Consider the following 21,667-nt stretch of genomic DNA (forward strand, 5'->3'; position numbering starts at 1 on the left):
GGACCGGCGGCGGGCGGCACGACCGAACGCGCCCCGCGAGGGGCAGGCACGAGCGCACCGAACGGACCGGCACGACCGGCCCGGGGCGACCTGACCGAGAACGACCGAACCGAGAACGACCGGCCGAGAACGACGGGCCGAGAACGACGGGCCGAGGACCACCGGGCCCTGCACCACCGAGCGCAGCACGAACGAGCACCGACGACCACCGTCCCCGTGTGCCGGCGACCCCGGCACCGGCCGGGCACCCGCACCCGACGACGCGCACCGCAGCCGAGCCGGCACACCGGCGACCTTGTCATGCCTTGATCAAGAACCTTCCATCAGGAGACCGCCGTGGTCCCACCCGATCCCTCCTCCCCACCGCCGCTGCTGGAGATGAGCGGCATCGTCAAGACGTTCCCCGGCGTGCGCGCCCTGGACGGCGTGGACCTGGACGTCGCGCCCGGCGAGGTGCACTGCCTGCTCGGCCAGAACGGCGCGGGCAAGTCCACCCTCATCAAGGTCCTCGCCGGCGCCCACCGCCCCGACTCCGGCACCATCACCTGGCGCGGCGAGCCCGTCTCCCCGTCCTCCCCCGTGGCCGCCATGAAGCTGGGCATCGCCACCATCTACCAGGAGCTGGACCTGGTGGACGGCCTGACGGTGGCGGAGAACGTCTTCCTCGGGCACGAGCACGCCACCGCCGGGGTGATCAGGGGAGGGCGCGCCAAGGCCGCCGCCGCGGGGCTGCTCTCCCGGCTCGGCCACCCCGAGATCGACCCGGACCGCAGGGTCGGCGACCTGTCCGCCGCGGGCAAGCAGGTCGTCAGCATGGCCCGCGCCCTGTCGCACGACGCCCGGCTGATCGTGATGGACGAGCCGTCGGCGGTGCTGGACCACGACGAGGTGGACAACCTCTTCCGCATCGTCGGCGACCTGACCGGCGCCGGGGTGAGCGTGGTGTACATCTCCCACCGCCTGGAGGAGATCCGCCGCATCGGGGACCGGGTCACGGTGCTCAAGGACGGCCGCACCGTCGCGCGCGGCCTGCCCGCCCGCACCACCCCGACCCGCGAGGTGGTGGCCCTGATGACCGGGCGGAACGTGGAGTACGTCTTCCCGGAGCGGACGCGGGCGCCGCGCACCGAGCGGGAGCCGGTGCTGGTGGTCGAGGGGCTGGCCCGCGAGGGCGAGTTCGGGCCGGTGGACCTGGCGGTGCGGCCCGGCGAGATCGTGGGGCTGGCCGGCCTGGTCGGCTCGGGCCGCACCGAGATCCTGGAGACCGTCTACGGCGCGCGGCGGCCCACGGCGGGCCGGGTGCTGGTGGACGGCCGCCCGCTGCGGCCCGGCAGCGTGCGGGCCGCGGTGCGCGCGGGACTCGGCCTCGCCCCGGAGGAGCGCAAGGCGCAGGCGCTGCTGATGCTGGAGTCCGTCACCCGCAACGTCTCGCTCGCCTGCCTGGGCCGGTTCTCCCGCGCCGGGTGGGTGGACCGGCGGCGGGAGCGGGAGGCGGCGCACGCCCGCATCCGCGAGCTGTCCCTGCGCCCCGACGACCCGGACCGGCCCGTGCGCACCCTCTCCGGCGGCAACCAGCAGAAGGCGGTGCTCGCCCGCTGGCTGCTGCGCGGCTGCCGGGTGCTGCTGCTGGACGAGCCCACCCGCGGCGTGGACGTCGGCGCCCGCGCGGAGCTGTACGCGGTGATCCGGCGGCTGGCGGACGCCGGCCTCGCGGTGCTGCTCGTCTCCAGCGAGGTGCCCGAGGTGCTCGGCCTCGCCGACCGGGTGGTGGTGCTCAGGGAGGGCCGCGCCGTGCACACCGGGGACGCGGCCGGGCTCGACGAACACCGTGTGCTCGACCTCGTCATGGAAGGGAGTCCCGTATGAGCGCCGCACCCGAGTCAGCGACCGGCGCGGTCCTGGAGAAGGGGGACGCGGGCCCGCCCGGGAAGTCCCCGCAGGACCGGGGCAGATGGAGTGCCGCCGCCGTGGTGCGCGTGCTCGACCTGCGCAACCTCACCCTGCTCGGCGTGCTGGCCGCGCTGGTCGCGCTGGGCGGGTTCACCGAGCCGGACCAGTTCCTGTCCACCGACAACCTGACGCTGGTGCTGACGCAGTCCTCCGTCATCGGCGTGGTCACCGTCGGCATGACGTTCGTGATCACCTCCGGGGGCATCGACCTGTCGGTGGGCGCGATCGTGGCGCTGTCCACCGTGTGGGCGACCACCGTGGCCACGCAGGAGTACGGGCTGGGCGGCATCCTGTTCTGCGCGATCGCGGTCGGCGTCGGCTGCGGCGCGGTCAACGGGCTGCTGATCGCCTACGGCGGCATGGTGCCGTTCATCGCGACGCTGGCCATGCTGGCGTCGGCGCGTGGCCTGGCGCTCCAGATCAGCGACGGCAGCACCCAGGTGGTGGAGAACCGAACCCTGCTGGAGCTGGGCTACAAGGAGTCCTACATCCTGGGCATTCCGCCGCTGGTGCTGATCTTCGCCGGGGTGACGGTGCTGGGCTGGCTGCTGCTCAAGCGCACCACGTTCGGCCGGCACACCGTGGCCGTGGGCGGCAACGCCGAGGCCGCCCGGCTCGCCGGGATCGACGTGCGGCGGCACCGGCTGCTGCTGTACCTGCTGTCCGGCCTGTGCTGCGGCATCGCCGCGTTCATGCTGATCGTGATGACCGGCTCCGGCCAGAACACCAACGGCAACCTGTACGAGCTCGACGCCATCGCCGCGGCCATCATCGGCGGCACGCTGCTCAGCGGCGGGCGCGGCACCATCACCGGGTCGGTGCTCGGTGTGCTGATCTTCACGACGATCACCAACATCTTCGCCCTGAACAACCTCCAGAGCGACGCCCAGCAGATCGCCAAGGGCGCGATCATCGTCGCCGCCGTCCTGGTGCAGCGCAGGACGGCGCGGGACGCCGGGGAGGGCGGGTGAGGGTTCCCCCGGAGGCCGGAGGGCTCCGCCCCCGGGCCCCCCGCCGGGGGCCGCGCCCCCGGACCCCCGCGGGAGGGCCCGCCGCCCGGGCCGCGCCGGGGACTGCCGCCCCCGCGACCCGACGGGGCTGTCGCCCGGGCCCCCACCGGGGCGAGTCCCCTCCCTCCGTCCGCCTCGAGTCGCCACACCCGATCCCGACCCAGAAAGGCCGTGCCCATGCGCTCCCCCTCCCGCAGACGGCTCCTCCTCGGTGGTGCCGCGCTGTCCGCGACCGCCGCGCTCGGTGCCTGCACCAGCAACGAGAACAACGACGGCGACGGCGGTGAGCAGCCTGCGGCGCAGCCCGCCGCCGACGAGTCCGGCAAGCCCGTCACCATCGGCTTCGCCGGCCCCCAGGCCGACCACGGCTGGCTGAACGCGATCAACGAGCAGGCCAAGGCCCGCGCGAAGAAGTACGCGGACGTCACCCTGGAGATCACCGAGGGGTCCAACGACACCGCCCAGCAGATCGGGCAGATCGAGACCCTGATCAACAAGAAGGTCGACGTCCTGGTGATCCTGCCGGCCGACGGCAAGGCGCTCACCCAGACGGGCCTGAAGGCCATGCGCGCCGGGATCCCCGTGATCAACCTGGACCGGATCTTCGACTCGCCGCAGGCCTACCGCACCTGGATCGGCGGCGACAACTACGGCATGGGCCTGAACGCCGGCCACTTCATCGGGGAGCAGCTCAAGGGCAGGCGCAACGCCAAGGTGGTGGAGCTGGCCGGGATGGACAGCCTGGAGCTGACCCGCCAGCGCACCCAGGGCTTCGACGACGCGCTGAAGAACTACCCGAACATCAGGAAGGTGGCCCGGCAGGCCGCCGAGTTCACCGTCGAGTCCGGCCAGGCCAAGATGGCGCAGTTGCTCCAGGCCGAGCCGAAGTTCGACGCCCTGTGGAACCACGACGACGACCAGGGCGTCGGCGCCGAGCGGGCCATCGCCCAGGCCGGCCGCGACGAGTTCCTGATGGTGGGCGGCGCCGGGTCCCGGCACGCCATGGACGCCATCAAGGCGGACAACACGGTGCTGAAGGCCACGGTCCTGTACCCGCCGACGATGGCGGCGTCCGCGATCGACCTGGCCCGCGCGCTCGCCCAGGGCCGGGGCATCGGCGGCATGGCCGAGCTGGAGATCCCGGCGACGGTCACCCTCTACTCCGCCGTGGTGACCAAGGACAACGTGGACGACTACCTGGCCACGGGCTTCCGCTGAACCGGCCGAACCGGTGCCCCGCCCGGCCCGGCGGCCCGGGCGGGCACGAGACCTGGAGGAGAACCGATGGACAGTGAGCACGGCACGCCCGCCCTGGGGGTGGGCATGGTCGGATACGCCTTCATGGGGGCCGCGCACTCCCAGGGCTGGCGCACCGTCGGCCGCGTCTTCGACCTGCCGCTGCGGCCGGTGATGGCCGCCGTGTGCGGCCGGGACGAGGCGGCGGTGCGCGAGGCCGCCCGGCGGCACGGCTGGGCCGCGACCGAGACCGACTGGCGGGCGCTGGTGGCCCGCGACGATGTCCAGGTGGTGGACATCTGCACCCCGGGGGACAGCCACGCCGAGATCGCGCTGGCCGCGCTCGAGGCGGGCAAGCACGTGCTGTGCGAGAAGCCGCTCGCCAACACCGTCGCCGAGGCCGAGGCGATGACCGAGGCCGCCGCCCGCGCCGCGGAGCGCGGGGTGGTGGCCATGGTGGGGTTCAACTACCGGCGGGCGCCCGCGCTGACGTACGCCCGGCGCCTGGTGGCGGAGGGGAGGCTGGGGGCGCTGCGCCACGTGCGGGCGGCCTACCTCCAGGACTGGATCGTCGATCCGGAGTTCCCGCTGGTGTGGCGGCTGCGCCGGGAGCACGCCGGCTCCGGGGCGCTGGGCGACCTCGGCGCGCACATCGTGGACCTGGCGCAGTACCTGGCGGGCGAGCCGCTCACCGGGGTGTCCGCGCTGACGGAGACGTTCGTGCGCGAGCGCCCCCTGCCCACCGGGTCGCGGGGCCTGTCCGCGTCGGCCGAGGCGTCGGACAACGGGGAAGGGCCGCCGCGCGGCCGGGTCACCGTGGACGACGCCGCGCTGTTCACCGGCCGGTTCGCCTCCGGGGCGCTGGCGTCGTTCGAGGCGACCCGGTTCGCGGCGGGCCGCAAGAACGCGCTGCGCATCGAGCTGAACGGGGAGCTCGGCAGCCTCGCGTTCGACCTGGAGCGGCTCAACGAGCTGCACGTCCACGACCACACCGCGCCCGCCGTGGACGCGGGCTTCCGCCGGGTCCTGGTCACCGAGCCGGAGCACCCGTACCTGGAGGCGTGGTGGCCCGCCGGGCACCCGCTCGGCTACGAGCACACGTTCGTGCACCAGGCCCGCGACCTGGTGCAGGCGATCGCGCACGGGCGGCGCCCCGAACCGTCGTTCGCCGACGGGCTCCAGGTCCAGCGGGTGCTCGCCGCCGTGGAGGCCAGCGCGGCGAACGGCAGCGCGTACACGCCCGTGCCGCAGGCGGCGCAGCCCGCGCCGGTGTGACCGCCCCGCGACCGACACCCGTATCCGCACCCTACGGAGGCTTTCCGTGCCACGACCCTTCACCCTGTTCACCGGCCAGTGGGCCGACCTGCCGCTGGAGGAGGTCTGCCGGCTGGCCCGCGACTTCGGCTACGACGGCCTGGAGCTGGCCTGCTGGGGCGACCACTTCGAGGTGGACCGGGCCCTGACCGAGGACGGCTACCTCGCCGGGCGGCACGCCCTGCTGGAGAAGTACGGGCTGCGCTGCTGGGCGATCTCCAACCACCTGGTGGGCCAGGCGGTGTGCGACCACCCGATCGACGAGCGGCACCGCGGCATCCTGCCGGGCCGGATCTGGGGCGACGGCGACCCCGAGGGGGTGCGGCGCCGGGCCGCCAAGGAGATGGCCGACACCGCGCGCGCCGCGGCCGCGTTCGGCGTGACCACCGTGGTCGGGTTCACCGGCTCGTCCATCTGGCACACGGTGGCGATGTTCCCGCCCGCGCCGGCGTCGATGATCGAGCGGGGGTACGCCGACTTCGCCGAGCGGTGGAACCCGGTGCTCGACGTGTTCGACGCCGAGGGCGTGCGGTTCGCCCTGGAGGTGCACCCCAGTGAGATCGCCTACGACTACTGGACCACGCACGCGGCCCTGGAGGCGGTGGACCGCCGCCCGGCGTTCGGGCTGAACTTCGACCCGAGCCACATGGTGTGGCAGGACCTGGACCCGGTGGGCTTCCTGTACGACTTCCGGGACCGGATCTACCACGTGGACTGCAAGGACGCCCGCAAGCGCCTGGACGGCCGCAACGGGCGCCTGGGCTCCCACCTGCCGTGGGGCGACCCGCGGCGCGGCTGGGACTTCGTCTCGGCCGGGCACGGCGACGTGGTGTGGGAGGACGTGTTCCGGATGCTGCGGGCCATCGGGTACGAGGGTCCGATCTCCGTGGAGTGGGAGGACGCCGGGATGGACCGGCTGGCCGGGGCGCCGGAGGCGCTGGCCCATCTGCGGCAACTGGACTTCCCTCCGCCGACGACGTCGTTCGACTCGGCGTTCGACAGCGGCGCCTGAGCGGGCCGTCCGCCGGGTAGTCCTGAAGGGTTGCCCGGCGGGCCGCCCGGGCGCGCCGGCAGGCGCGGCAGCACGAGGTCACCCCGCCGGGGAAGTCGCCCGGCGGGGTATCGCCGCTGGGCTCTTTGTCCCGCGCTGAGATGAAGTCAGCTCCATTGTGTCAAAAGGGTTTCCTATTCGGGAAGAAGTCGTTACCTTCGCTGATGAGCGGTGGAAAAGGGCTCCCGGCGGCACCCGGCCGGACCCGCCCGCTCTCCCTGACTCCACCCCGGCCGCCCCGCCCTCCGAGCCCCCTCCCCGGGTGGCGGCGGCCCTCGGCGCGTCGGCGCGCGCCTGTGCCAGCGACTGACCGACCCTCGCAGGAGGACGCACGTGCACAGGAGATTCAGACAAGCCCTCGCCCTCTGCGCGGGCGCACTGCTCGCCACGACGGGCCTGACCGCCACCGGGACGGCCGCGCCGGGCCCGGCCGCGTCGGCCCCGCTGGCCGAGACGTTCCAGCAGGTCACCCTCGCCAAGGGCGAGCCGGAGACGGGCGAGCCGATATCGCTCGCGGTGCTGCCCGACCGGTCCGTCCTGCACACCTCCCGGGACGGCACCCTGCGGCTGACCACGGCGTCCGGGCTGACCCGGGTCGCGGGCCGGCTCCAGGTCTACTCCCACGACGAGGAGGGGCTCCAGGGCGTCGGGGTGGACCCCGGCTTCACGTCCAACCGGTTCATCTACCTGTACTACGCGCCGAAGCTGGACACGCCGCCCGGCGACGCCCCCGCCGAGGGCACGCCCGCGGACTTCGCGCCGTTCGACGGCGTCAACCGGCTGTCCCGGTTCGTGCTGCGGCCCGACGGCACCCTGGACACCGCCAGCGAGAAGAAGGTCCTGGACGTCCCGGCGACCCGCGGCACCTGCTGCCACGTCGGCGGGGACATCGACTTCGACGCGCAGGGCAACCTGTACCTGTCCACCGGCGACGACACCAACCCGTTCGCCTCCGACGGCTACACCCCCATCGACGAGCGCGCCGGGCGCAACCCGGCGTACGACGCGCAGCGCACCGCCGGCAACACCAACGACCTGCGCGGCAAGATCCTGCGGATCAAGGTGGCCGAGGACGGCTCGTACACCGTCCCCGAGGGCAACCTGTTCGCACCGGGCACGCCGAAGACCCGGCCCGAGATCTACGCCATGGGCCTGCGCAACCCGTTCCGGATCAGCGTGGACAAGCCGACCGGTGTCGTCCACGTCGGCGAGTACGGGCCGGACGCGGGCAAGGCCGACCCGGCGCGCGGCCCCGGCGGGCAGGTGGCGTTCGAACGCGTCACCGGCCCCGGCAACTTCGGGTGGCCGTACTGCGTGGGCGAGAACGAGCCCTACGTGGACTACGACTTCGCCACCGGCGAGTCCGGGCAGCCGTTCGACTGCGCGGCGCCGAAGAACACCTCGCCGCACAACACCGGCCTGACCGACCTGCCCCCGGCACAGCCCGCGTGGCTGCCCTACGACGGGGGCTCGGTGCCCGAGCTCGGCGACGGCTCCGAGTCGCCGATGGGCGGCGCGGTCTACCGGTACGACGCGGACTCCGACTCGCGGGTGGCGTTCCCGTCCTCCTACGACGGGGACTACTTCGCCACCGAGTTCGGCCGGGAGTGGATCAAGCGGATCGAGCAGGACGAGGACGGCGCGGTCACCGCGATCCACGACTTCCCGTGGACCGGCACCCAGGTGATGGACTCCGCGTTCGGCCCCGACGGGGCGCTGTACGTGCTCGACTACGGCCGGAACTGGTTCGGCGGCGACGAGCACTCGGCGCTGTACCGCATAGAGAACGCCACCGACGGCTTCTCCCCGGTGGTGGAGGCCGCGGCCGACCGCACCTCGGGCCGCTCCCCGCTGCGGGTGGCGTTCGCCTCCACCGCGAGCGACGCCGACGGGGACGCGCTGACCTACCGGTGGGACTTCGGTGACGGCACGTCGTCGGACGCCGCGGACCCGGTGCACGTCTACCGCAAGAAGGGCCAGTACACCGCGACCGTCACCGCAACCGACCCCGGCGGGCGCACCGGGTCGGCGAGCGTGCAGGTCACCGTCGGCAACACCGCGCCCACGGTGACGCTGCGGCTCCCGGCGGACGGGACGCCGTTCACGTTCGGCGACGACATCCCGTTCGAGGTGCGGGTCACCGACCCGGAGGACCGCCGCGTCGACTGCTCCCGGGTGACGGTCACCTATGTGCTCGGCCACGACAGCCACGGCCACCCGGAGACCTCGGCGAACGGCTGCACGGGCACGCTGCCCACCTCGGCCGACGGCGAGCACGACCCGAACGCCAACATCTTCGGGGTGGTCCACGCCCGGTACACCGACCTCGGCGGCGGCGGGCAGCCCGCGCTGACCGGCGAGGACGAGGCGCTGATGCAGCCCAGGCACCGCCAGGCCGAGCACTTCGGCGAGGCGTCCGGGGTGAAGGTGACCGCGCACGGCCCGGCGCACGGCGGGCGCACCGTCGGGGACGTGCACGACGGCGACTGGATCGCCTTCCGGCCGTACCTGCTGCGGGACGCCACCGGCCTGACGGCGCGGATCGCCTCCGGCGGCAAGGGCGGTGTGCTGGAGGTCCGCGCGGGCGCCCCCGACGGGCGGCTGCTCGGCTCGGCGCGGGTGCCGGTGACGGGCGGCTGGGAGCAGTACCGGGACGTGACGGCGCCACTGGCCGACGCGCCGCGCCGCACGACCACGCTGTACCTGGTGTTCCGGGGCGGTACCGGCGCGCTGTACGACGTGGACGACTTCACGCTGACGACCCGCTGAGACCCGTCCGCGGCGGGGGCCGGGCCCGCCCGGCCCCCGCCGCGGGCCCCGGGCCGCCGCCCGCCCCGGACGGCGGGGAGTCCGGGGCGGGCGCGCGGACGGCCCGTGCGGTTGTCACACGGTCGGACACCCCAGCGAAGGAGCGCCGCATGCGTCGCCGTCCCCGACCCCCCGGGCGGGTGGAACCGCCGCCCCGCGCGCGTCGGGAGCGAGCGGGCGCGGGTATGGCTCAGCGGGGTGAAGATCAACGACGTCACTGCCGGGAGCCGGGCCCGCCGCGGCGGGCCGGACAGCCGCGTGCGCGCCCTGCCGCCCGCGCACGCACTCCGTCGGCGGCGCGAGGGGGCTCGCGCCCGCCGTCGGCCCTCCCCCCGCCCGGCGGCCGCCGGGCGGGGCCCGCGGCGGGGACGCGGACGCCGACCGCCGTCCCCGCCGCATCCACCACTCCGATCCCTGGAGGCTCCCGTGACAGCACCCACGCACCCGGACGCCACCGGCGTCTGGCTCATCGGCGCGCGCGGCTCCGTGGCCACCACCGCCATCGCCGGCTGCGCCGCCGTCTCCGCCGGGCTCCGGCCCCCGACCGGCATGGTCACCGAGCAGCCCGCGTTCGCCGGGTGCGGGCTGCCGCCGACGGCGCGGCTGGTCTTCGGCGGCCACGACGTCGTCCCCACCCCGCTGCCCAAGCGCGCGGAGCAACTGGCCGACGGCGGCGTGCTGCCGGCCGCGCTGCCGCGGGCGGTGCACGCCGCGCTGGAGGCCGCCGACGCCGAGGTGCGGCCCGGCGCCGCGGAAGGGGGCGACGACGAGGAGGCGGTGGCGGCGCTCGCCGCGGACATCACCGCGTTCACCCGCGCGCACGGCCTGGCCCGCACCGTGGTGGTCAACGTGGCCACCGCGGAGCCCGCACCGCCCGCCGGCGGCCGCACCCCGCCCAGCGCCCGGTACGCGGCGGCCGCGGTCCGCGCGGGCTGCGGCTACGTCAACTTCACCCCGTCCGCCGGGCTGCACTGGGGCGACCTGCGGCAGCGGGCCGCCGCCGCCGGGCTGCCGCACGCCGGGCGGGACGGCAAGACCGGGCAGACCCTGCTGCGCTCGGTGCTGGCGCCGATGCTGGCGCAGCGGGCGCTGCGGGTGCTGGCCTGGTCCGGCAGCAACCTGCTCGGCGGCGGGGACGGCGCGGCGCTGGCCGACCCGGACACGGCCGCGGCGAAGAACGCGGGCAAGGAGCGGGTGCTCGCCGACACCCTCGGCGAGGTGCCCGAGGGCGGCACGCACATCGACAACGTCCCCGCGCTCGGCGACTGGAAGACCGCCTGGGACCACGTGGCGTTCGAGGGGTTCCTCGGCACCCGGATGGTGCTCCAGACGATCTGGCAGGGCTGCGACTCGGCGCTGGCCGCGCCGCTGGTGCTCGACCTGGCGCGGCTGGTGGCCGCGGCCCACCGGGCGGGCCTGGCCGGGCCGGTGCCCGGGCTCGGCTTCTACTTCAAGGACCCCGACGAGGGCCCGGCGGCGCTGGCCGACCAGTACCGGGCGCTGCTGGACCTGGCCGGGACGCTGCGGGAGGCGGCGTGAGCGGCGCGTGGGTGGAACTGGTGCGCGGCCCGGCCGCGCTGACCGTGCCCGGGGACACCCTCGCCGGCGCGGCGGCGGCCGGCGGCGCGGACCCGCGGCGGGCCGCGCTGGCCGCGGGCTGCTCGGTGTGCCTGTACTGGGCGGGCATGGCCCTCAACGACTGGGCGGACCGGGAGCTGGACGCGAAGGAGCGGCCGGAGCGCCCGCTGCCGTCCGGCAGGATCCGCCCCGCCGCCGCCCTGGCCGCCGCCGCGGGCCTGACCGCGGCCGGGCTCGGGCTCGCCGCGGCGTGCTCCCGCCGGGCGCTGGCCGTGGCCACCGCGCTCGCCGGCACCGTGTGGGCGTACGACCTGGCGGCGAAGCGCACCCCGCTCGGCCCGGCCGCGATGGCCGCGGCCCGCTCCCTGGACCTGCTGCTGGGCGCCGCCGCCTGCGGCCCGGGGGCCGGGACGCGCCGCGCCCTGCCCGCGGCGGCGGCCCTGGGCGCGCACACCCTGGCGGTCACCGCGGTCTCCCGGTACGAGGTGCGCGGCGGGCCCCGGCCGGTGGCCGCGGGGGCGCTCGCGGTCACCGCGGGCGTGGCGTGGGCGGCGGGGCGGGGCACGGCCTCCCGCCGGGCGGCCGCCTGCGCGTCGCTGTACGCGCTCACCGCGGGCGTGCCGCTGGCCGGGGCGGTGCGCTCGCCCACCGCGGCCCGACTGCGGCGCGGGGTGGGCGCCGGGATCCACGCGATGGTGCCGCTCCAGGCGGCGCTCGCGGCGCGGAGCGGCGGGCAGCGCCGGGCCGCCGCGCTGCTCGTCCTGCTGCCGGTGGCCCGGCGGCTGTCCAGGAGGGTGTCGCCGACATGAGCCTGCGCTTCGCCTACGGCACCAACGGGTTGACGGACCTGCGCCTCGCGGACGCGCTGGCGCTGCTCGCCGACCTCGGCTACGACGGGGTGGCGCTGACGCTCGACCACATGCACCTGGACCCGTGCGCCCCCGGCCTGGCCCGCCGCACCGCCGACGTCGCCCGCGACCTGGAGCGGCACGGGCTCGCCGTCGCCGTGGAGACCGGCGCCCGCTATGTGCTCGACCCGCGCCGCAAGCACGGCCCGAGCCTGCTCGACCCCGACCCGGACGCCCGCGCCCGGCGGGTGGAGCTGCTGCGCACGGCCGTGCGGGTGGGCGCGCACCTGGGGGCGCGGGCCGTGCACTGCTTCAGCGGGACGGTGCCGCCGGGCACCGCGCCGGAGCGGGCCTGGCCGCGGCTCGCCGGGGCGCTGGAGCCGGTGCTCGCCGCGGCGGAGGACGCCGGGCTGCCGCTGGCGTTCGAGCCCGAGCCGGGGATGCTGGTGGACACCCTCGCGGCGTTCCACCGGCTGCGCCGCCTGCTGGGCGAGCCCGCGGCGCTGGCGCTCACCCTGGACGTCGGGCACTGCCGCTGCCTGGAGCCGGAGCCCGTGCCGGAGTGCGTCGCGGCGGCGGCGCCGTGGCTGGCGCATGTGCAGATCGAGGACATGCGCCGGGGCGTGCACGAGCACCTGCCGCTGGGCGAGGGGGAGATCGACTTCCCGCCCGTGCTGGGTGCCCTGCGGGCCGCGGGGTACGAGGGGCTGGTCTCCGTGGAGCTGCCCCGGCATGCGCACGCCGGCCCGGCGCTGGCGGCGAGTTCGCTGGAGTTCCTGCGCGCTTGCGCTGTGGAGGTGGCGGTATGAGGGAGCCCGTGGAGTCGCGGGGGGCCGCGGTCGCCGGTGGTGGTGACGGGGTGGATCCCCCGGAGCCCCCCGAACTTCCCTCGGAGGTGTCGGCCGCGCTGTTCGCGGCGCTGGAGCCCGCCGCGCGGGGGTGGCTGGACTCGGCGGTGGCGGCGGCCGGGCGGGGGGACGCCTGGGAGGCGTGCTTCACCTGCGCCGGGCGGCACGTCGGGCGCAGGGCGCTGCCCGGGACGGCCTGGACCGCGGCGGACGCCGCGCGGACGCTGATCCTGCGCGCCGCCCGCGCCGACGCCGGAACCGTCGCGCGGCTGTACCGCCAGGGGGACGCCGCGGAGCGCCGCGCCGTGCTGTACGCGCTGCCGTACCTGCCCGTCGGGGCGGCGGCGGTGGAGCTGGTCCACGACGCGCTGCGCGCCAACGACACCCGTCTCGTCGCCGCCGCCGTCGGCCCGTACGCCGCCCGCCACCTGGATCCGCACGCCTGGCGGCACGCCGTCCTGAAGTGCGTGTTCACCGGGGTGCCCGTCTCCGCGGTCGCGGGCCTGCGGGAGCGGGCCGACGCCGAGCTCGGCCGCATGCTCACCGCGTACGCCGCCGAGCGCCGCGCCGCGGGGCGCCCCGTCCCCGACGACGTCCCCCACGTCCTCGCCCTGACCACCCCCCACCCGCCCACGGAGGCGTGAATGCGCATCTTCGACCCGCACATCCACATGACCTCCCGCACCACCGACGACTACGAGGCGATGCGCGCCGCCGGGGTGCTCGCCGTGGTGGAGCCCGCGTTCTGGCTCGGCCAGCCCCGCACCAACGTGGGCAGCTTCCTCGACTACTTCGACTCCCTGCTCGGCTGGGAGCCGTACCGCGCCGCCCAGTTCGGCATCGCCCACCACTGCGCGCTCGCCCTCAACCCGAAGGAGGCGAACGATCCACGCTGCGTGCCCGTGCTGGAGGAGCTGCCCCGCTATCTGCTGAAGGACTCGGTGGTGGCCGTCGGCGAGGTCGGCTACGACGCGATGACGCCCGCCGAGGACACCGCGCTCGCCGCCCAGCTCCAGTTGGCCGCCGACCACGGCCTGCCCGCCCTGGTGCACACCCCGCACCGGGACAAGGCCGCCGGGGTGGCCCGCACCCTGGACGTGCTGCGCGAGTCGGCGCTGCCGCCGGAGCGGGCGCTGCTGGACCACCTGAACGAGACCACGATCGCCCTGGCCGCCGACAGCGGCTGCTGGATGGGCTTCTCCGTCTACCCCGACACCAAGATGGACGAGGGGCGGATGGTGCGGCTGCTGCGCGAGTACGGCACGGAGCGGATGCTGGTGAACTCCGCCGCCGACTGGGGCCGCAGCGATCCGCTGAAGACCCGCCGCGTCGCCGAGGCGATGCTCGCGGACGGCTTCGGCGAGGACGACGTGGACCGGGTGCTGTGGCGCAACCCGGTGGCGTTCTACGGGCTCAGCGGCCGCCTCGACCTGGCCGCAGCGGGAGAGGCGCGCGAGGCGGCGGAGCTGCACGAGGGCAACTCCATCGTGCGCGGCACGCCCGCGGGCCGGTGACGCCGATGCGCTTCAAGCACCCCGACGGCAGCACCGTCCACCTCGCCTACTGCACCAACGTCCACCCCGCCGAGACCCTGGACGGGGTGCGGGCCCAGTTGCGCGACCACTGCGAGCCGGTGCGCCGCCGCCTGTCCAGGGACCGGCTCGGCATCGGCCTGTGGCTGGCCCGCGACGCCGCCCGCGCCCTGGTGCAGGACCCGGCGGCGCTGCGCGGGCTCCGCGCCGACCTGGACCGGCGGGGCCTGGAGGTGGTCACCCTCAACGGCTTCCCCTACCGGGGGTTCGGGCAGCGGCGGGTGAAGTACGCGGTGTACCGGCCGGACTGGACCGAACCCGAGCGGCTGGACCACACCACCGACCTGGCCAGGATCCTGGCCGCGCTGCTGCCCGACGACGCCGCCGAGGGCACCGTGTCCACGCTGCCGCTGGCCTGGCGGGAGCCGTTCCCGCCGCGGGCGCGCGCCGCCGCGCTGGCGGCCCTGACCACGCTGGCGGCCCGCCTGGACGCGCTGCGGGAGCTGACCGGGCGCGAGGTGCGCGTCGCGGTGGAGCCGGAGCCGGGCTGCGCCGTGGAGACCACCGAGCAGGCCGCGCGGGCGCTGTCCGGGCCCGGCGGGCCGCCGCCACACCGGATCGGGGTGTGCCTGGACACCTGCCACCTGGCCACCGCCTTCGAGGACCCGCGGGCGGCGCTGGCCGGGCTCGCCGCGGCCGGGGTGCCGGTGGTCAAGGCGCAGTTGTCGGCGGCGCTGCACGCCGAGCACCCGGCGCGGCCCGAGGTGCGGCGGGCGCTCGCCGCGTTCGCCGAGCCGCGGTTCCTGCACCAGACCAGGGAGTGCGCGGCGGGCGCGGTGACGGGGCGCGACGACCTTGACCTCGCCCTGGACGGGCCGCAGGCGCTGCCCGGCGACGGGCCGTGGCGCGTCCACCTGCACGTGCCGCTGCACGCCGACCCGCGCCCGCCGCTGGCCTCCACCCTGCCGCTGCTCAAGCGCACCCTGGAGCTGCTGGTCGGCGGGGCGGCGCCGCTCACCCGGCACCTGGAGGTGGAGACCTACACCTGGCAGGTGCTGCCGCCGCACCTGCGCCCGCGCGGCCCGGCCCGCCTCGCCGACGGCATCGCCGCCGAGCTGTCCCTCGCCCGCGACCTGCTGCTCGACCTCGGCCTGAAGGAGCTGCCGTGACCGCTCTCGTGGTGCTCGACGTGGTGGGCCTGACCCCCCGGCTGCTCACCCACATGCCGCGGCTGGCCGCGCTGGCCCGCGGCGGCTCCCGGGCGCCGCTGGGCACGGTGCTGCCCGCGGTGACCTGCTCGGCGCAGGCCACCTTCCTCACCGGCGTCCCGCCCGCCGAGCACGGCGTGGTCGGCAACGGCTGGTACTTCCGCGACCTGGGCGAGGTGCTGCTGTGGCGGCAGCACAACGCGCTGGTCGGCGGCGACAAGCTGTGGGACGCGGCGAGGCGCGCCCGCCCCGGGTACACCGTCGCCAACGTGTGCTGGTGGTACGCGATGGGCGCGGACACCGACTGGACGGTCACCCCGCGGCCCGTGTACCACGCCGACGGCCGCAAGGAGCCGGACTGCTACACCCGCCCGGCGGCGCTGCACGACGAGCTCACCGACCGCCTCGGCACGTTCCCGCTGTTCCGCTACTGGGGGCCGACCGCCGCCCTGGACTCCTCCCGCTGGATCGCCGAGGCCGCCCGCCACCTGCTGCGCACCCGGCACCCCGACCTCACCCTGGTCTACCTCCCGCACCTGGACTACGACCTCCAGCGGCACGGCCCCGACGGCCGCCACGCCCGCGCCGCCGCGGCCGAGCTGGACCGGGTGATCGGCCCTCTGCTGGACGACGCGCGGGCGGCGGGCGCCACCGTGGTGGTGCTCTCCGAGTACGGCATCACACCCGTGCGCCGCCCCGTCCACGTCAACCGGGCGCTGCGCCGCGCCGGGCTGCTGGAGGTGTACACGCAGGCCGGGATGGAGTACCTGGACCCGTGGACGTCCCGGGCGTTCGCGGTGGCCGACCACCAGGTGGCGCACGTGTACGTCCGCGACCCCGGCGACCTGGGCCGCGCCCAGGACGTGCTGCGGCAACTGCCCGGCGTGGCCGAGGTGCTCACCGACAAGGGCAAGGCCCGGCACGGCCTGGACCACCCGCGCTCGGGGGAGCTGGTGGCGGTGGCCGAGCCGGACGCCTGGTTCACCTACTACCACTGGCTGGACGACGCGCGGGCGCCCGACTTCGCGCGCACCGTGGAGATCCACCGCAAGCCCGGCTACGACCCGGCCGAGCTGTTCTTCGACCCCGCCGACCCGCTGGTGAAGCTGAAGGCGGCGACCGCGCTGGCCCGCAAGCGGCTCGGGCTGCGCTACCGGATGGCCGTGGTCCCCCTGGACCCGTCCTGTGTGCGGGGCAGCCACGGCCGTCTGCCCGACGACCCCGCGGAGGGGCCCGTCCTGCTGTGCTCGGACCCCGACGCGCTCACCGGGGAGCCGCTGGCCGCCACCGACGTCAAGCCCCTGCTGCTCCGCCTGGCCGGAGCCGACGACCCCAAGGAGAACCGCCATGCCCCGTGACCTGGAACTGAGCCGGGCCCTGACCCGCCGCGGCATACTCGGCGCGGCCGCGGGCACCGCCGCCGCCGCGGTGGCGCTGGGCGCCGCGCCCGCCGCGGCGAAGGGCGGCGGCCCGCTGGTGCCGCGCGGCCGCCTGGGCATCCAGCTCTACACCGTCCGGGACCTGATCGCCGCCCACGGCTTCGCCGAGGTCTTCGAGGAGCTGTCCCGGATCGGGTACGGGCAGGTGGAGCTGGCCGGGTACACCCAGGGCTCGGCGGGCCCGATCACCCTGGAACAACTGCGGCGACTGCTGGTGGACAACGGCCTGACGGCGATCGGCAGCCACGTCGGCTACTGGTCGACGGACCCGAACGCCACCACCTTCGCCACCAACCTCACCAAGGTGCTGGACGAGGCGCAGGCGCTGGGCCTCACCCACATCGGCACTCCCAGCAACCCCAACCGGTACGGCACCACCGTGGACGGCTGGAAGCGCGCCGCCGAGGACTTCAACACCTACGGGGCGGCGGCCCGCGCCCGGGGCATGCGATTCTACCAGCACAACCACGCCGAGGAGTTCGCGTTCGCCGACGACCGCCCCTCGGTGCGGCTGTACGACCTGATGCTCACCGAGACCGATCCGCGCCTGGTGTACTTCGAGCTGGACGTCTACTGGGCGTACTCGGCGGTGTTCCGGTACTCCGTCCGGCCCGACGGGACGGCCGCGCCGTTCGACCCGCTGCGCTACGTGCTGCGCGACCCGCGGCGCTTCCCGCTGTTCCACGTCAAGGACGGGGTGAAGGACCCGGCGACCCGCGACGGCTACCGGATGACCGACGTCGGCGACGGCGACATCGACTACCGCCGGTTCATCCGCGCGGTGGAGCGCACCGGGGGCCCGCACCACTGGCAGGTGGAGCGGGACGACGCGCCGAACCCGGCCGCCAACCCGGCCGGGTCGCTGAGCACGGCGGCCCGCTCCTACCGCCATCTGCGGCGCTGCGGCTAACCCCTAGGCGCGAGCCGCTTGTAGAAGAAGGTGCAGTCCTTCAGGACGGCGCCGTCCGGGCCGGAGGCGTAGTCGGGCACCAGGCCGTACGGGGTCCAGCCCGCGGCGCGGTACAGGTGCTCGGCCGCGCTGCCGGTCTCGGTGTCCAGCAGCAGCAGGGTGCGCCCGGCCCTGGCCGCCTCGGCCTCCGCGGCGGCCAGCAGCGCCCGGCCCAGGCCCGCGCCCCGGGCGTCGCTGCGCACCATCAGCTTCAGCACCTCGGCGCGGTGCCGTCCGTTGGGCTTGTCCTCGAAGGCGAGGCTGACGGTGCCGGTGACCTCGCCGCCGCGCCCGTGGGCCGCCCACACCGCGAGGGCGCCCCCGGCGACGGCGCCGTGCCTGGCGCGCCACCAGGCGGCGGCGGCCTCGTGGTCGAACGGGTCGGTGAAGCCGAGGGAGGCGCCGCCGCCGACGGCGTCCACCAGCAGGTCGGCGAGGGACTTGACGCTGTCGTGGAGCCCGTCGGCGGACAGGCGGGTGATGGTGTGCACAGGTGTTCCTTCAGGGCAGGACGATCAGCAGGGCGTAGCGGACGGGTCCGGGGCCCGGGCAGCGGAACCGGGAGCGGCCCCACAGCCGGAAGCGCAGGCAGTCCCCCGCGGACAGGGTGTGCACGGCGCCGCCCGCCGTGACCTCCAGGGCACCGTCCAGCACCCAGATGTGCTGCTCGACCCCGGGCACGGGCGGCCCGTCGTAGGAGATGTCCGCGCCGGGCCGCAGCACGGCCTCGACGACCTCGCCGCGCAGCGACGGGTGCGGCGGGGAGACGGACCTGCGGGTGAAGCCGGACGCCGGGTCCTCCCACACGGTCTGCCGGTCGGCCGCCACCACCGGCGGCGGCTGCTCCTCCACCTCGGCGAGCAGCCGCGACATGGTGCGCTCGTACGCGGCGCACAGCCGGTTGAGCAGCGCCGCCGTGGGGCTGATCTCGCCCCGCTCCAGCCGGGACAGCGTGGACCGGCTCACGCCGGAGCGCCGCGCCAGCTCCTCCAGCGACCATCCGCGCTCGGCCCGCAGCCCGGCCAGTCGTGCCGCGAGGCGCGCGTCGACGTCCTCCACCGCTTCTCTCACATGCGAGAGAATATCCCACTTTCGAGAAACGCGCGCTCCACCGCCTCGTCCAGCGCCTCCCACACCGAGACCGGGGTGGCCGCGGGGGTCACGGCCCCGGGCGGCAGGGTCACGCAGTAGGTGTCCTCCAGTTGACCGATGATGCGGGCCGCGCAGGCCGCGTCCAGGCCGTACCCCAGCAGCGCGGCCCCCGGGTCCAGGGTGCTGGTGGGCGTCAGGGCGGGCAGACAGGTGCGGAGCACGTCCTCGAACTTGGCGTCCCAGGGTATGAAGGTCATGGGTCCAGGGTCCGCACGGGGTCTCGAGAGCCCCTGCCAAAACCCCTCAAGGCGGGGCGGGGCGGCGCCCGCTCAGGAGCCGAGTTCGAAGAGCAGCCAGAAGAAGAACGCGACGAAGTGCCCGGCGACGAGGTAGACGAACAGCCTCACCCCCACCGCCTTGCCGATCTTGCCATCGGCCGGGGGGCGGTTTCCGTCGAGCATGGGTGGCTCCTTGCCTTGCCGCAGAGATGCGTGGGTGGTGCGCGCCGGGCGCCTCAGCCCCGGTGCGGCTGGGGCACGCACAGGGCCGTGGCGGCGCTCTGGAGGAGGGTGTGGACGAACAGCAGCCGCACCCCGTCCCCGGACGCCGCGGCGATGCGGTGCGGGGTGAGGGAGTCGAAGTGCGCCGAGTCGCCGGGGTCCAGGAGGTGGGTGCTGCCGCCCAGGGTGAGCCGGAGGCGGCCCGCCGTCACGTACAGCCACTCCTCGCCGGGGTGCACCCGCACCAGGTCGTCCTGGAGGGCGGGCGGGACGAACAGCCGCAGCGCGTGCATGGCCCGGCCGGGGCCGCCCGCCCGCCAGTACGTCCAGCCGCCCGCGGGCACGGGGTCCATCGCGGCGGCGCGGATCACCGGGGACTGCTCGGTGCTCTCCTCGCCGAGCAGGTCGGAGACCGTGGCGCCGTAGGAGCGGGCCAGCGCGAGCAGCACCGGCAGGGACGGCTGGCGGCGGCCGGTCTCCAGGCGGGACAGGTGCGCCGGGGAGAGACCGGTCCTGGCGGCGGCGTTCTCCAGGGTGAGCCCGCCGCGACGGCGGTACTCACGCAGCCGGGGACCGAGCCCCGGCAGCTCCTGCTCGGGGGAGCTCGCGGAAGGGTGGGCCATACCTAGATGTAACTACCAAGGGTGCCTCAGAGGCAACGAACTTGCCTCTGAGGCAAAATCCCGTGTCCACCCGCGGCGGCGGGCGGCGTCGCCTAGCGGTGGGCCAGCGCCTGTTTCACCAGTGTCCGGCCGAAGTCCCACATCAGGCCACTGCCGCGGTGGGCGTCGTCCATCACGTCGGTGAACGCGCCGACGAACCGCTCCACCTCCGGCTCCCCGATGATGAGGGGCGGGATGAGCTTGATCACCTCCATGTGGTCCCCGGAGACCTGGGTGAGGATGCGGTGCCGCTGGAACAGGGGCACCACCACCATCTGCGCGAAGAGCCCCTTGCGCGCCGCCTGGAGCATCGCCCACCGCCCGCGCAGCTTGAGCGACGCGGGCCTGCCGAACTCGATGCCGATCATCAGGCCGCGCCCGCGCACCTCGTGCAGCAGCTCGTAGCGGTCCACCAGCGCGGTGAGCCGCTTCTTCAGCGACTCGCCGGTGGCCCTGGCGTTCGCCACGATCCCCTCGTCCTCCATGACGGCCAGGGTGGCCAGGCCCGCCGCCATCGCCTGCGCGTTGGAGCCGAAGCTCGCGGAGTGGACCAGCACCCGGTCCATGGAGGAGTAGACCTTCTCGAAGATCCACCCCTTGGCGACGGCCGCGCCGACCGGCACATAGCCGCCGGACAGGGCCTTGGCGACGGCGACGATGTCCGGCTCCACGCCCTCCTCGTGCTGGTGGGCGTAGAAGTCGCCGGTGCGGCCGAGGCCGGTCTGCACCTCGTCGGCGATGAGCAGCGCCCCGTGCCGGTGCAGCAGCTCCTGCGCGGCGGCGAGCCAGCCGGGCGGGGCCTCGTGCACGCCCTTGCCCTGGATGGGCTCGACGATCAGGGCGGCCACGTCGCCCCGGACGAGTTCGTGGCGCAGCGCGTCCAGGTCGCCGAGCGGGACGGGGGTGTCCGGCAGCAGCGGGTCGAAGCCCTTGCGGAAGGCGTCCTCGCCGTTGACGGACAGCGCCCCGGTGGTCAGGCCGTGGAAGGCGTGCTCGCAGTACAGGACCCTGCTGCGCCCGGTGGCGCAGCGGGCGAACTTCAGGGCGCTCTCGACGGCCTCGGTGCCGCTGTTGCAGAAGAACACCCGGTCCAGGTGCGGGCTGTGCGCGAGCAGCCGCTCGGCGAGCAGGCCCGGCAGCGGCGGGCAGTCGAACCGGGTGAGGTCGGCGAGCCCGGCGTCCAGCACGTCGTGCAGGGCCTTGCGGACCACCGGGTGGTGGCGGCCGAGCCCGAACACCCCGAATCCGGCGAGCATGTCGAGGTAGTCCGCGCCGTCCTCGTCCCAGAAGTAGGCGCCCTCGGCCCGCTGGTAGACCTTGTCGAAGCCGATGGTGTGCAGCATGCGCGGCAGTTGGTGGTTGAGGTACCTGCCGTGCAGCTCGTAGCGCTCGCCGCCGCGCCGGTCCAGCAGGGCGCGCAGGTCGAAGCCGGGGGCGCCGGAGTCGCCGGTCACGGCCTTTCCCGGACTTCCCGCTGGGCCTCGATCTTGCGCACCAGCGCCTCCACCTGGCGGGCGATGTCGGGTGCGGTCAGCCCGACCTCCGCCAGCACCTCACCCCGCGACCCGTGATCCAGGAACCGCGGCGGCACACCGAAGTCCCGCAACGGCACATCCACCCCCGCATCCCGCAACGCCTGCGC

Annotated in this window: 21 protein-coding genes; 14 read left to right on the top strand and 7 right to left on the bottom strand. The window is 75.4% G+C overall.

Annotated features, from left to right (window positions below; all coding sequences use genetic code 11):
- The first annotated feature begins 378 nt into the window (after window positions 1-378).
- The 14 genes from ACYVO2_RS16225 (at window position 379) to ACYVO2_RS16290 (ending at window position 17,732) form a co-directional block, all read left to right on the top strand.
- Window positions 379-1,866, top strand: a complete 1,488-nt coding sequence (locus ACYVO2_RS16225) for a sugar ABC transporter ATP-binding protein (RefSeq protein ID WP_461008541.1) — start codon at window positions 379-381, stop codon at window positions 1,864-1,866.
- Window positions 1,863-2,921, top strand: coding sequence for an ABC transporter permease (locus tag ACYVO2_RS16230; protein WP_461008513.1), 1,059 nt, complete (start codon window positions 1,863-1,865; stop codon window positions 2,919-2,921). The genes ACYVO2_RS16225 and ACYVO2_RS16230 overlap by 4 nt, the downstream gene beginning before the upstream one ends.
- 216 nt (window positions 2,922-3,137) lie before the next feature.
- Window positions 3,138-4,178 carry a substrate-binding domain-containing protein gene (locus ACYVO2_RS16235; RefSeq protein WP_461008514.1) on the top strand — a complete coding sequence of 347 codons (1,041 nt, stop codon included), beginning with the start codon at window positions 3,138-3,140 and terminating at the stop codon, window positions 4,176-4,178.
- 66 nt (window positions 4,179-4,244) lie between these two features.
- Complete coding sequence (locus tag ACYVO2_RS16240; RefSeq protein ID WP_461008515.1) at window positions 4,245-5,471, top strand: Gfo/Idh/MocA family protein; 1,227 nt, start codon at window positions 4,245-4,247, stop codon at window positions 5,469-5,471.
- Between the two features lie 46 nt (window positions 5,472-5,517).
- Window positions 5,518-6,522 carry a sugar phosphate isomerase/epimerase family protein gene (locus ACYVO2_RS16245; RefSeq protein WP_461008516.1) on the top strand — a complete coding sequence of 335 codons (1,005 nt, stop codon included), beginning with the start codon at window positions 5,518-5,520 and terminating at the stop codon, window positions 6,520-6,522.
- A gap of 372 nt (window positions 6,523-6,894) precedes the next feature.
- On the top strand, window positions 6,895-9,330 hold the full coding sequence (locus tag ACYVO2_RS16250) for a PQQ-dependent sugar dehydrogenase (protein WP_461008517.1): 2,436 nt from the start codon (window positions 6,895-6,897) through the stop codon (window positions 9,328-9,330).
- 465 nt (window positions 9,331-9,795) lie between these two features.
- Window positions 9,796-10,908 carry an inositol-3-phosphate synthase gene (locus ACYVO2_RS16255; RefSeq protein WP_461008518.1) on the top strand — a complete coding sequence of 371 codons (1,113 nt, stop codon included), beginning with the start codon at window positions 9,796-9,798 and terminating at the stop codon, window positions 10,906-10,908.
- Window positions 10,905-11,756, top strand: a complete 852-nt coding sequence (locus tag ACYVO2_RS16260; RefSeq protein ID WP_461008519.1) for an SCO3242 family prenyltransferase — start codon at window positions 10,905-10,907, stop codon at window positions 11,754-11,756. Before ACYVO2_RS16255 ends, ACYVO2_RS16260 begins: the two co-directional genes overlap by 4 nt.
- Complete coding sequence (locus ACYVO2_RS16265; RefSeq protein ID WP_461008520.1) at window positions 11,753-12,604, top strand: sugar phosphate isomerase/epimerase family protein; 852 nt, start codon at window positions 11,753-11,755, stop codon at window positions 12,602-12,604. The genes ACYVO2_RS16260 and ACYVO2_RS16265 overlap by 4 nt, the downstream gene beginning before the upstream one ends.
- On the top strand, window positions 12,601-13,287 hold the full coding sequence (locus ACYVO2_RS16270) for an EboA domain-containing protein (protein ID WP_461008521.1): 687 nt from the start codon (window positions 12,601-12,603) through the stop codon (window positions 13,285-13,287). Before ACYVO2_RS16265 ends, ACYVO2_RS16270 begins: the two co-directional genes overlap by 4 nt.
- On the top strand, window positions 13,288-14,157 hold the full coding sequence (locus tag ACYVO2_RS16275; RefSeq protein ID WP_461008522.1) for a TatD family hydrolase: 870 nt from the start codon (window positions 13,288-13,290) through the stop codon (window positions 14,155-14,157).
- A 5-nt stretch (window positions 14,158-14,162) separates the two neighbouring features.
- A complete protein-coding gene (gene eboE / locus ACYVO2_RS16280) occupies window positions 14,163-15,344 on the top strand; it encodes a metabolite traffic protein EboE (RefSeq protein ID WP_461008523.1) in 1,182 nt (393 codons plus the stop codon).
- Window positions 15,341-16,741: an alkaline phosphatase family protein gene (locus ACYVO2_RS16285; protein WP_461008524.1), complete on the top strand. Its 1,401-nt coding sequence runs from the start codon at window positions 15,341-15,343 to the stop codon at window positions 16,739-16,741. Before eboE ends, ACYVO2_RS16285 begins: the two co-directional genes overlap by 4 nt.
- The gene (locus ACYVO2_RS16290) at window positions 16,731-17,732 is read left to right on the top strand and encodes a sugar phosphate isomerase/epimerase family protein (RefSeq protein ID WP_461008525.1); all 1,002 of its coding nucleotides are present in this window, start codon (window positions 16,731-16,733) and stop codon (window positions 17,730-17,732) included. Before ACYVO2_RS16285 ends, ACYVO2_RS16290 begins: the two co-directional genes overlap by 11 nt.
- On the opposite strand, the gene ACYVO2_RS16295 is transcribed toward ACYVO2_RS16290, so the two are convergent.
- The 7 genes from ACYVO2_RS16295 to ACYVO2_RS16325 all read right to left on the bottom strand — a co-directional run.
- Window positions 17,729-18,262, bottom strand: a complete 534-nt coding sequence (locus ACYVO2_RS16295; RefSeq protein WP_461008526.1) for a GNAT family N-acetyltransferase — start codon at window positions 18,260-18,262, stop codon at window positions 17,729-17,731. The genes ACYVO2_RS16290 and ACYVO2_RS16295 overlap by 4 nt on opposite strands.
- A gap of 10 nt (window positions 18,263-18,272) precedes the next feature.
- The gene (locus ACYVO2_RS16300; RefSeq protein ID WP_461008527.1) at window positions 18,273-18,842 is read right to left on the bottom strand and encodes a helix-turn-helix domain-containing protein; all 570 of its coding nucleotides are present in this window, start codon (window positions 18,840-18,842) and stop codon (window positions 18,273-18,275) included.
- Complete coding sequence (locus tag ACYVO2_RS16305) at window positions 18,839-19,120, bottom strand: hypothetical protein (RefSeq protein WP_461008528.1); 282 nt, start codon at window positions 19,118-19,120, stop codon at window positions 18,839-18,841. Before ACYVO2_RS16305 ends, ACYVO2_RS16300 begins: the two co-directional genes overlap by 4 nt.
- A gap of 72 nt (window positions 19,121-19,192) precedes the next feature.
- Window positions 19,193-19,324, bottom strand: coding sequence for a DUF6126 family protein (locus tag ACYVO2_RS16310; RefSeq protein WP_461008529.1), 132 nt, complete (start codon window positions 19,322-19,324; stop codon window positions 19,193-19,195).
- 53 nt (window positions 19,325-19,377) lie between these two features.
- On the bottom strand, window positions 19,378-19,986 hold the full coding sequence (locus ACYVO2_RS16315; RefSeq protein ID WP_461008530.1) for a helix-turn-helix domain-containing protein: 609 nt from the start codon (window positions 19,984-19,986) through the stop codon (window positions 19,378-19,380).
- A 92-nt stretch (window positions 19,987-20,078) separates the two neighbouring features.
- A complete protein-coding gene (locus tag ACYVO2_RS16320; protein ID WP_461008531.1) occupies window positions 20,079-21,479 on the bottom strand; it encodes an aspartate aminotransferase family protein in 1,401 nt (466 codons plus the stop codon).
- Window positions 21,476-21,667, bottom strand: a 192-nt coding sequence (locus ACYVO2_RS16325; RefSeq protein WP_461008532.1) for a hypothetical protein, incomplete at its 5' end; no start/stop codon positions are given. The genes ACYVO2_RS16320 and ACYVO2_RS16325, both read right to left, overlap by 4 nt.

The sequence above is a fragment of the Streptomyces capparidis genome, from assembly GCF_054782095.1.

Coding starts and splice junctions, on each gene's coding strand:
- ACYVO2_RS16230 (WP_461008513.1), top strand. CDS start 1,863: ATGAGCGCCGCACCCGAGTCAGCGACCGGCGCGGTCCTGGAGAAGGGG.
- ACYVO2_RS16225 (WP_461008541.1), top strand. CDS start 379: ATGAGCGGCATCGTCAAGACGTTCCCCGGCGTGCGCGCCCTGGACGGC.
- eboE (WP_461008523.1), top strand. CDS start 14,163: ATGCGCTTCAAGCACCCCGACGGCAGCACCGTCCACCTCGCCTACTGC.
- ACYVO2_RS16275 (WP_461008522.1), top strand. CDS start 13,288: ATGCGCATCTTCGACCCGCACATCCACATGACCTCCCGCACCACCGAC.
- ACYVO2_RS16270 (WP_461008521.1), top strand. CDS start 12,601: ATGAGGGAGCCCGTGGAGTCGCGGGGGGCCGCGGTCGCCGGTGGTGGT.
- ACYVO2_RS16305 (WP_461008528.1), bottom strand. CDS start 19,120: ATGACCTTCATACCCTGGGACGCCAAGTTCGAGGACGTGCTCCGCACC.
- ACYVO2_RS16310 (WP_461008529.1), bottom strand. CDS start 19,324: ATGCTCGACGGAAACCGCCCCCCGGCCGATGGCAAGATCGGCAAGGCG.
- ACYVO2_RS16265 (WP_461008520.1), top strand. CDS start 11,753: ATGAGCCTGCGCTTCGCCTACGGCACCAACGGGTTGACGGACCTGCGC.
- ACYVO2_RS16290 (WP_461008525.1), top strand. CDS start 16,731: ATGCCCCGTGACCTGGAACTGAGCCGGGCCCTGACCCGCCGCGGCATA.
- ACYVO2_RS16235 (WP_461008514.1), top strand. CDS start 3,138: ATGCGCTCCCCCTCCCGCAGACGGCTCCTCCTCGGTGGTGCCGCGCTG.
- ACYVO2_RS16240 (WP_461008515.1), top strand. CDS start 4,245: ATGGACAGTGAGCACGGCACGCCCGCCCTGGGGGTGGGCATGGTCGGA.
- ACYVO2_RS16315 (WP_461008530.1), bottom strand. CDS start 19,986: ATGGCCCACCCTTCCGCGAGCTCCCCCGAGCAGGAGCTGCCGGGGCTC.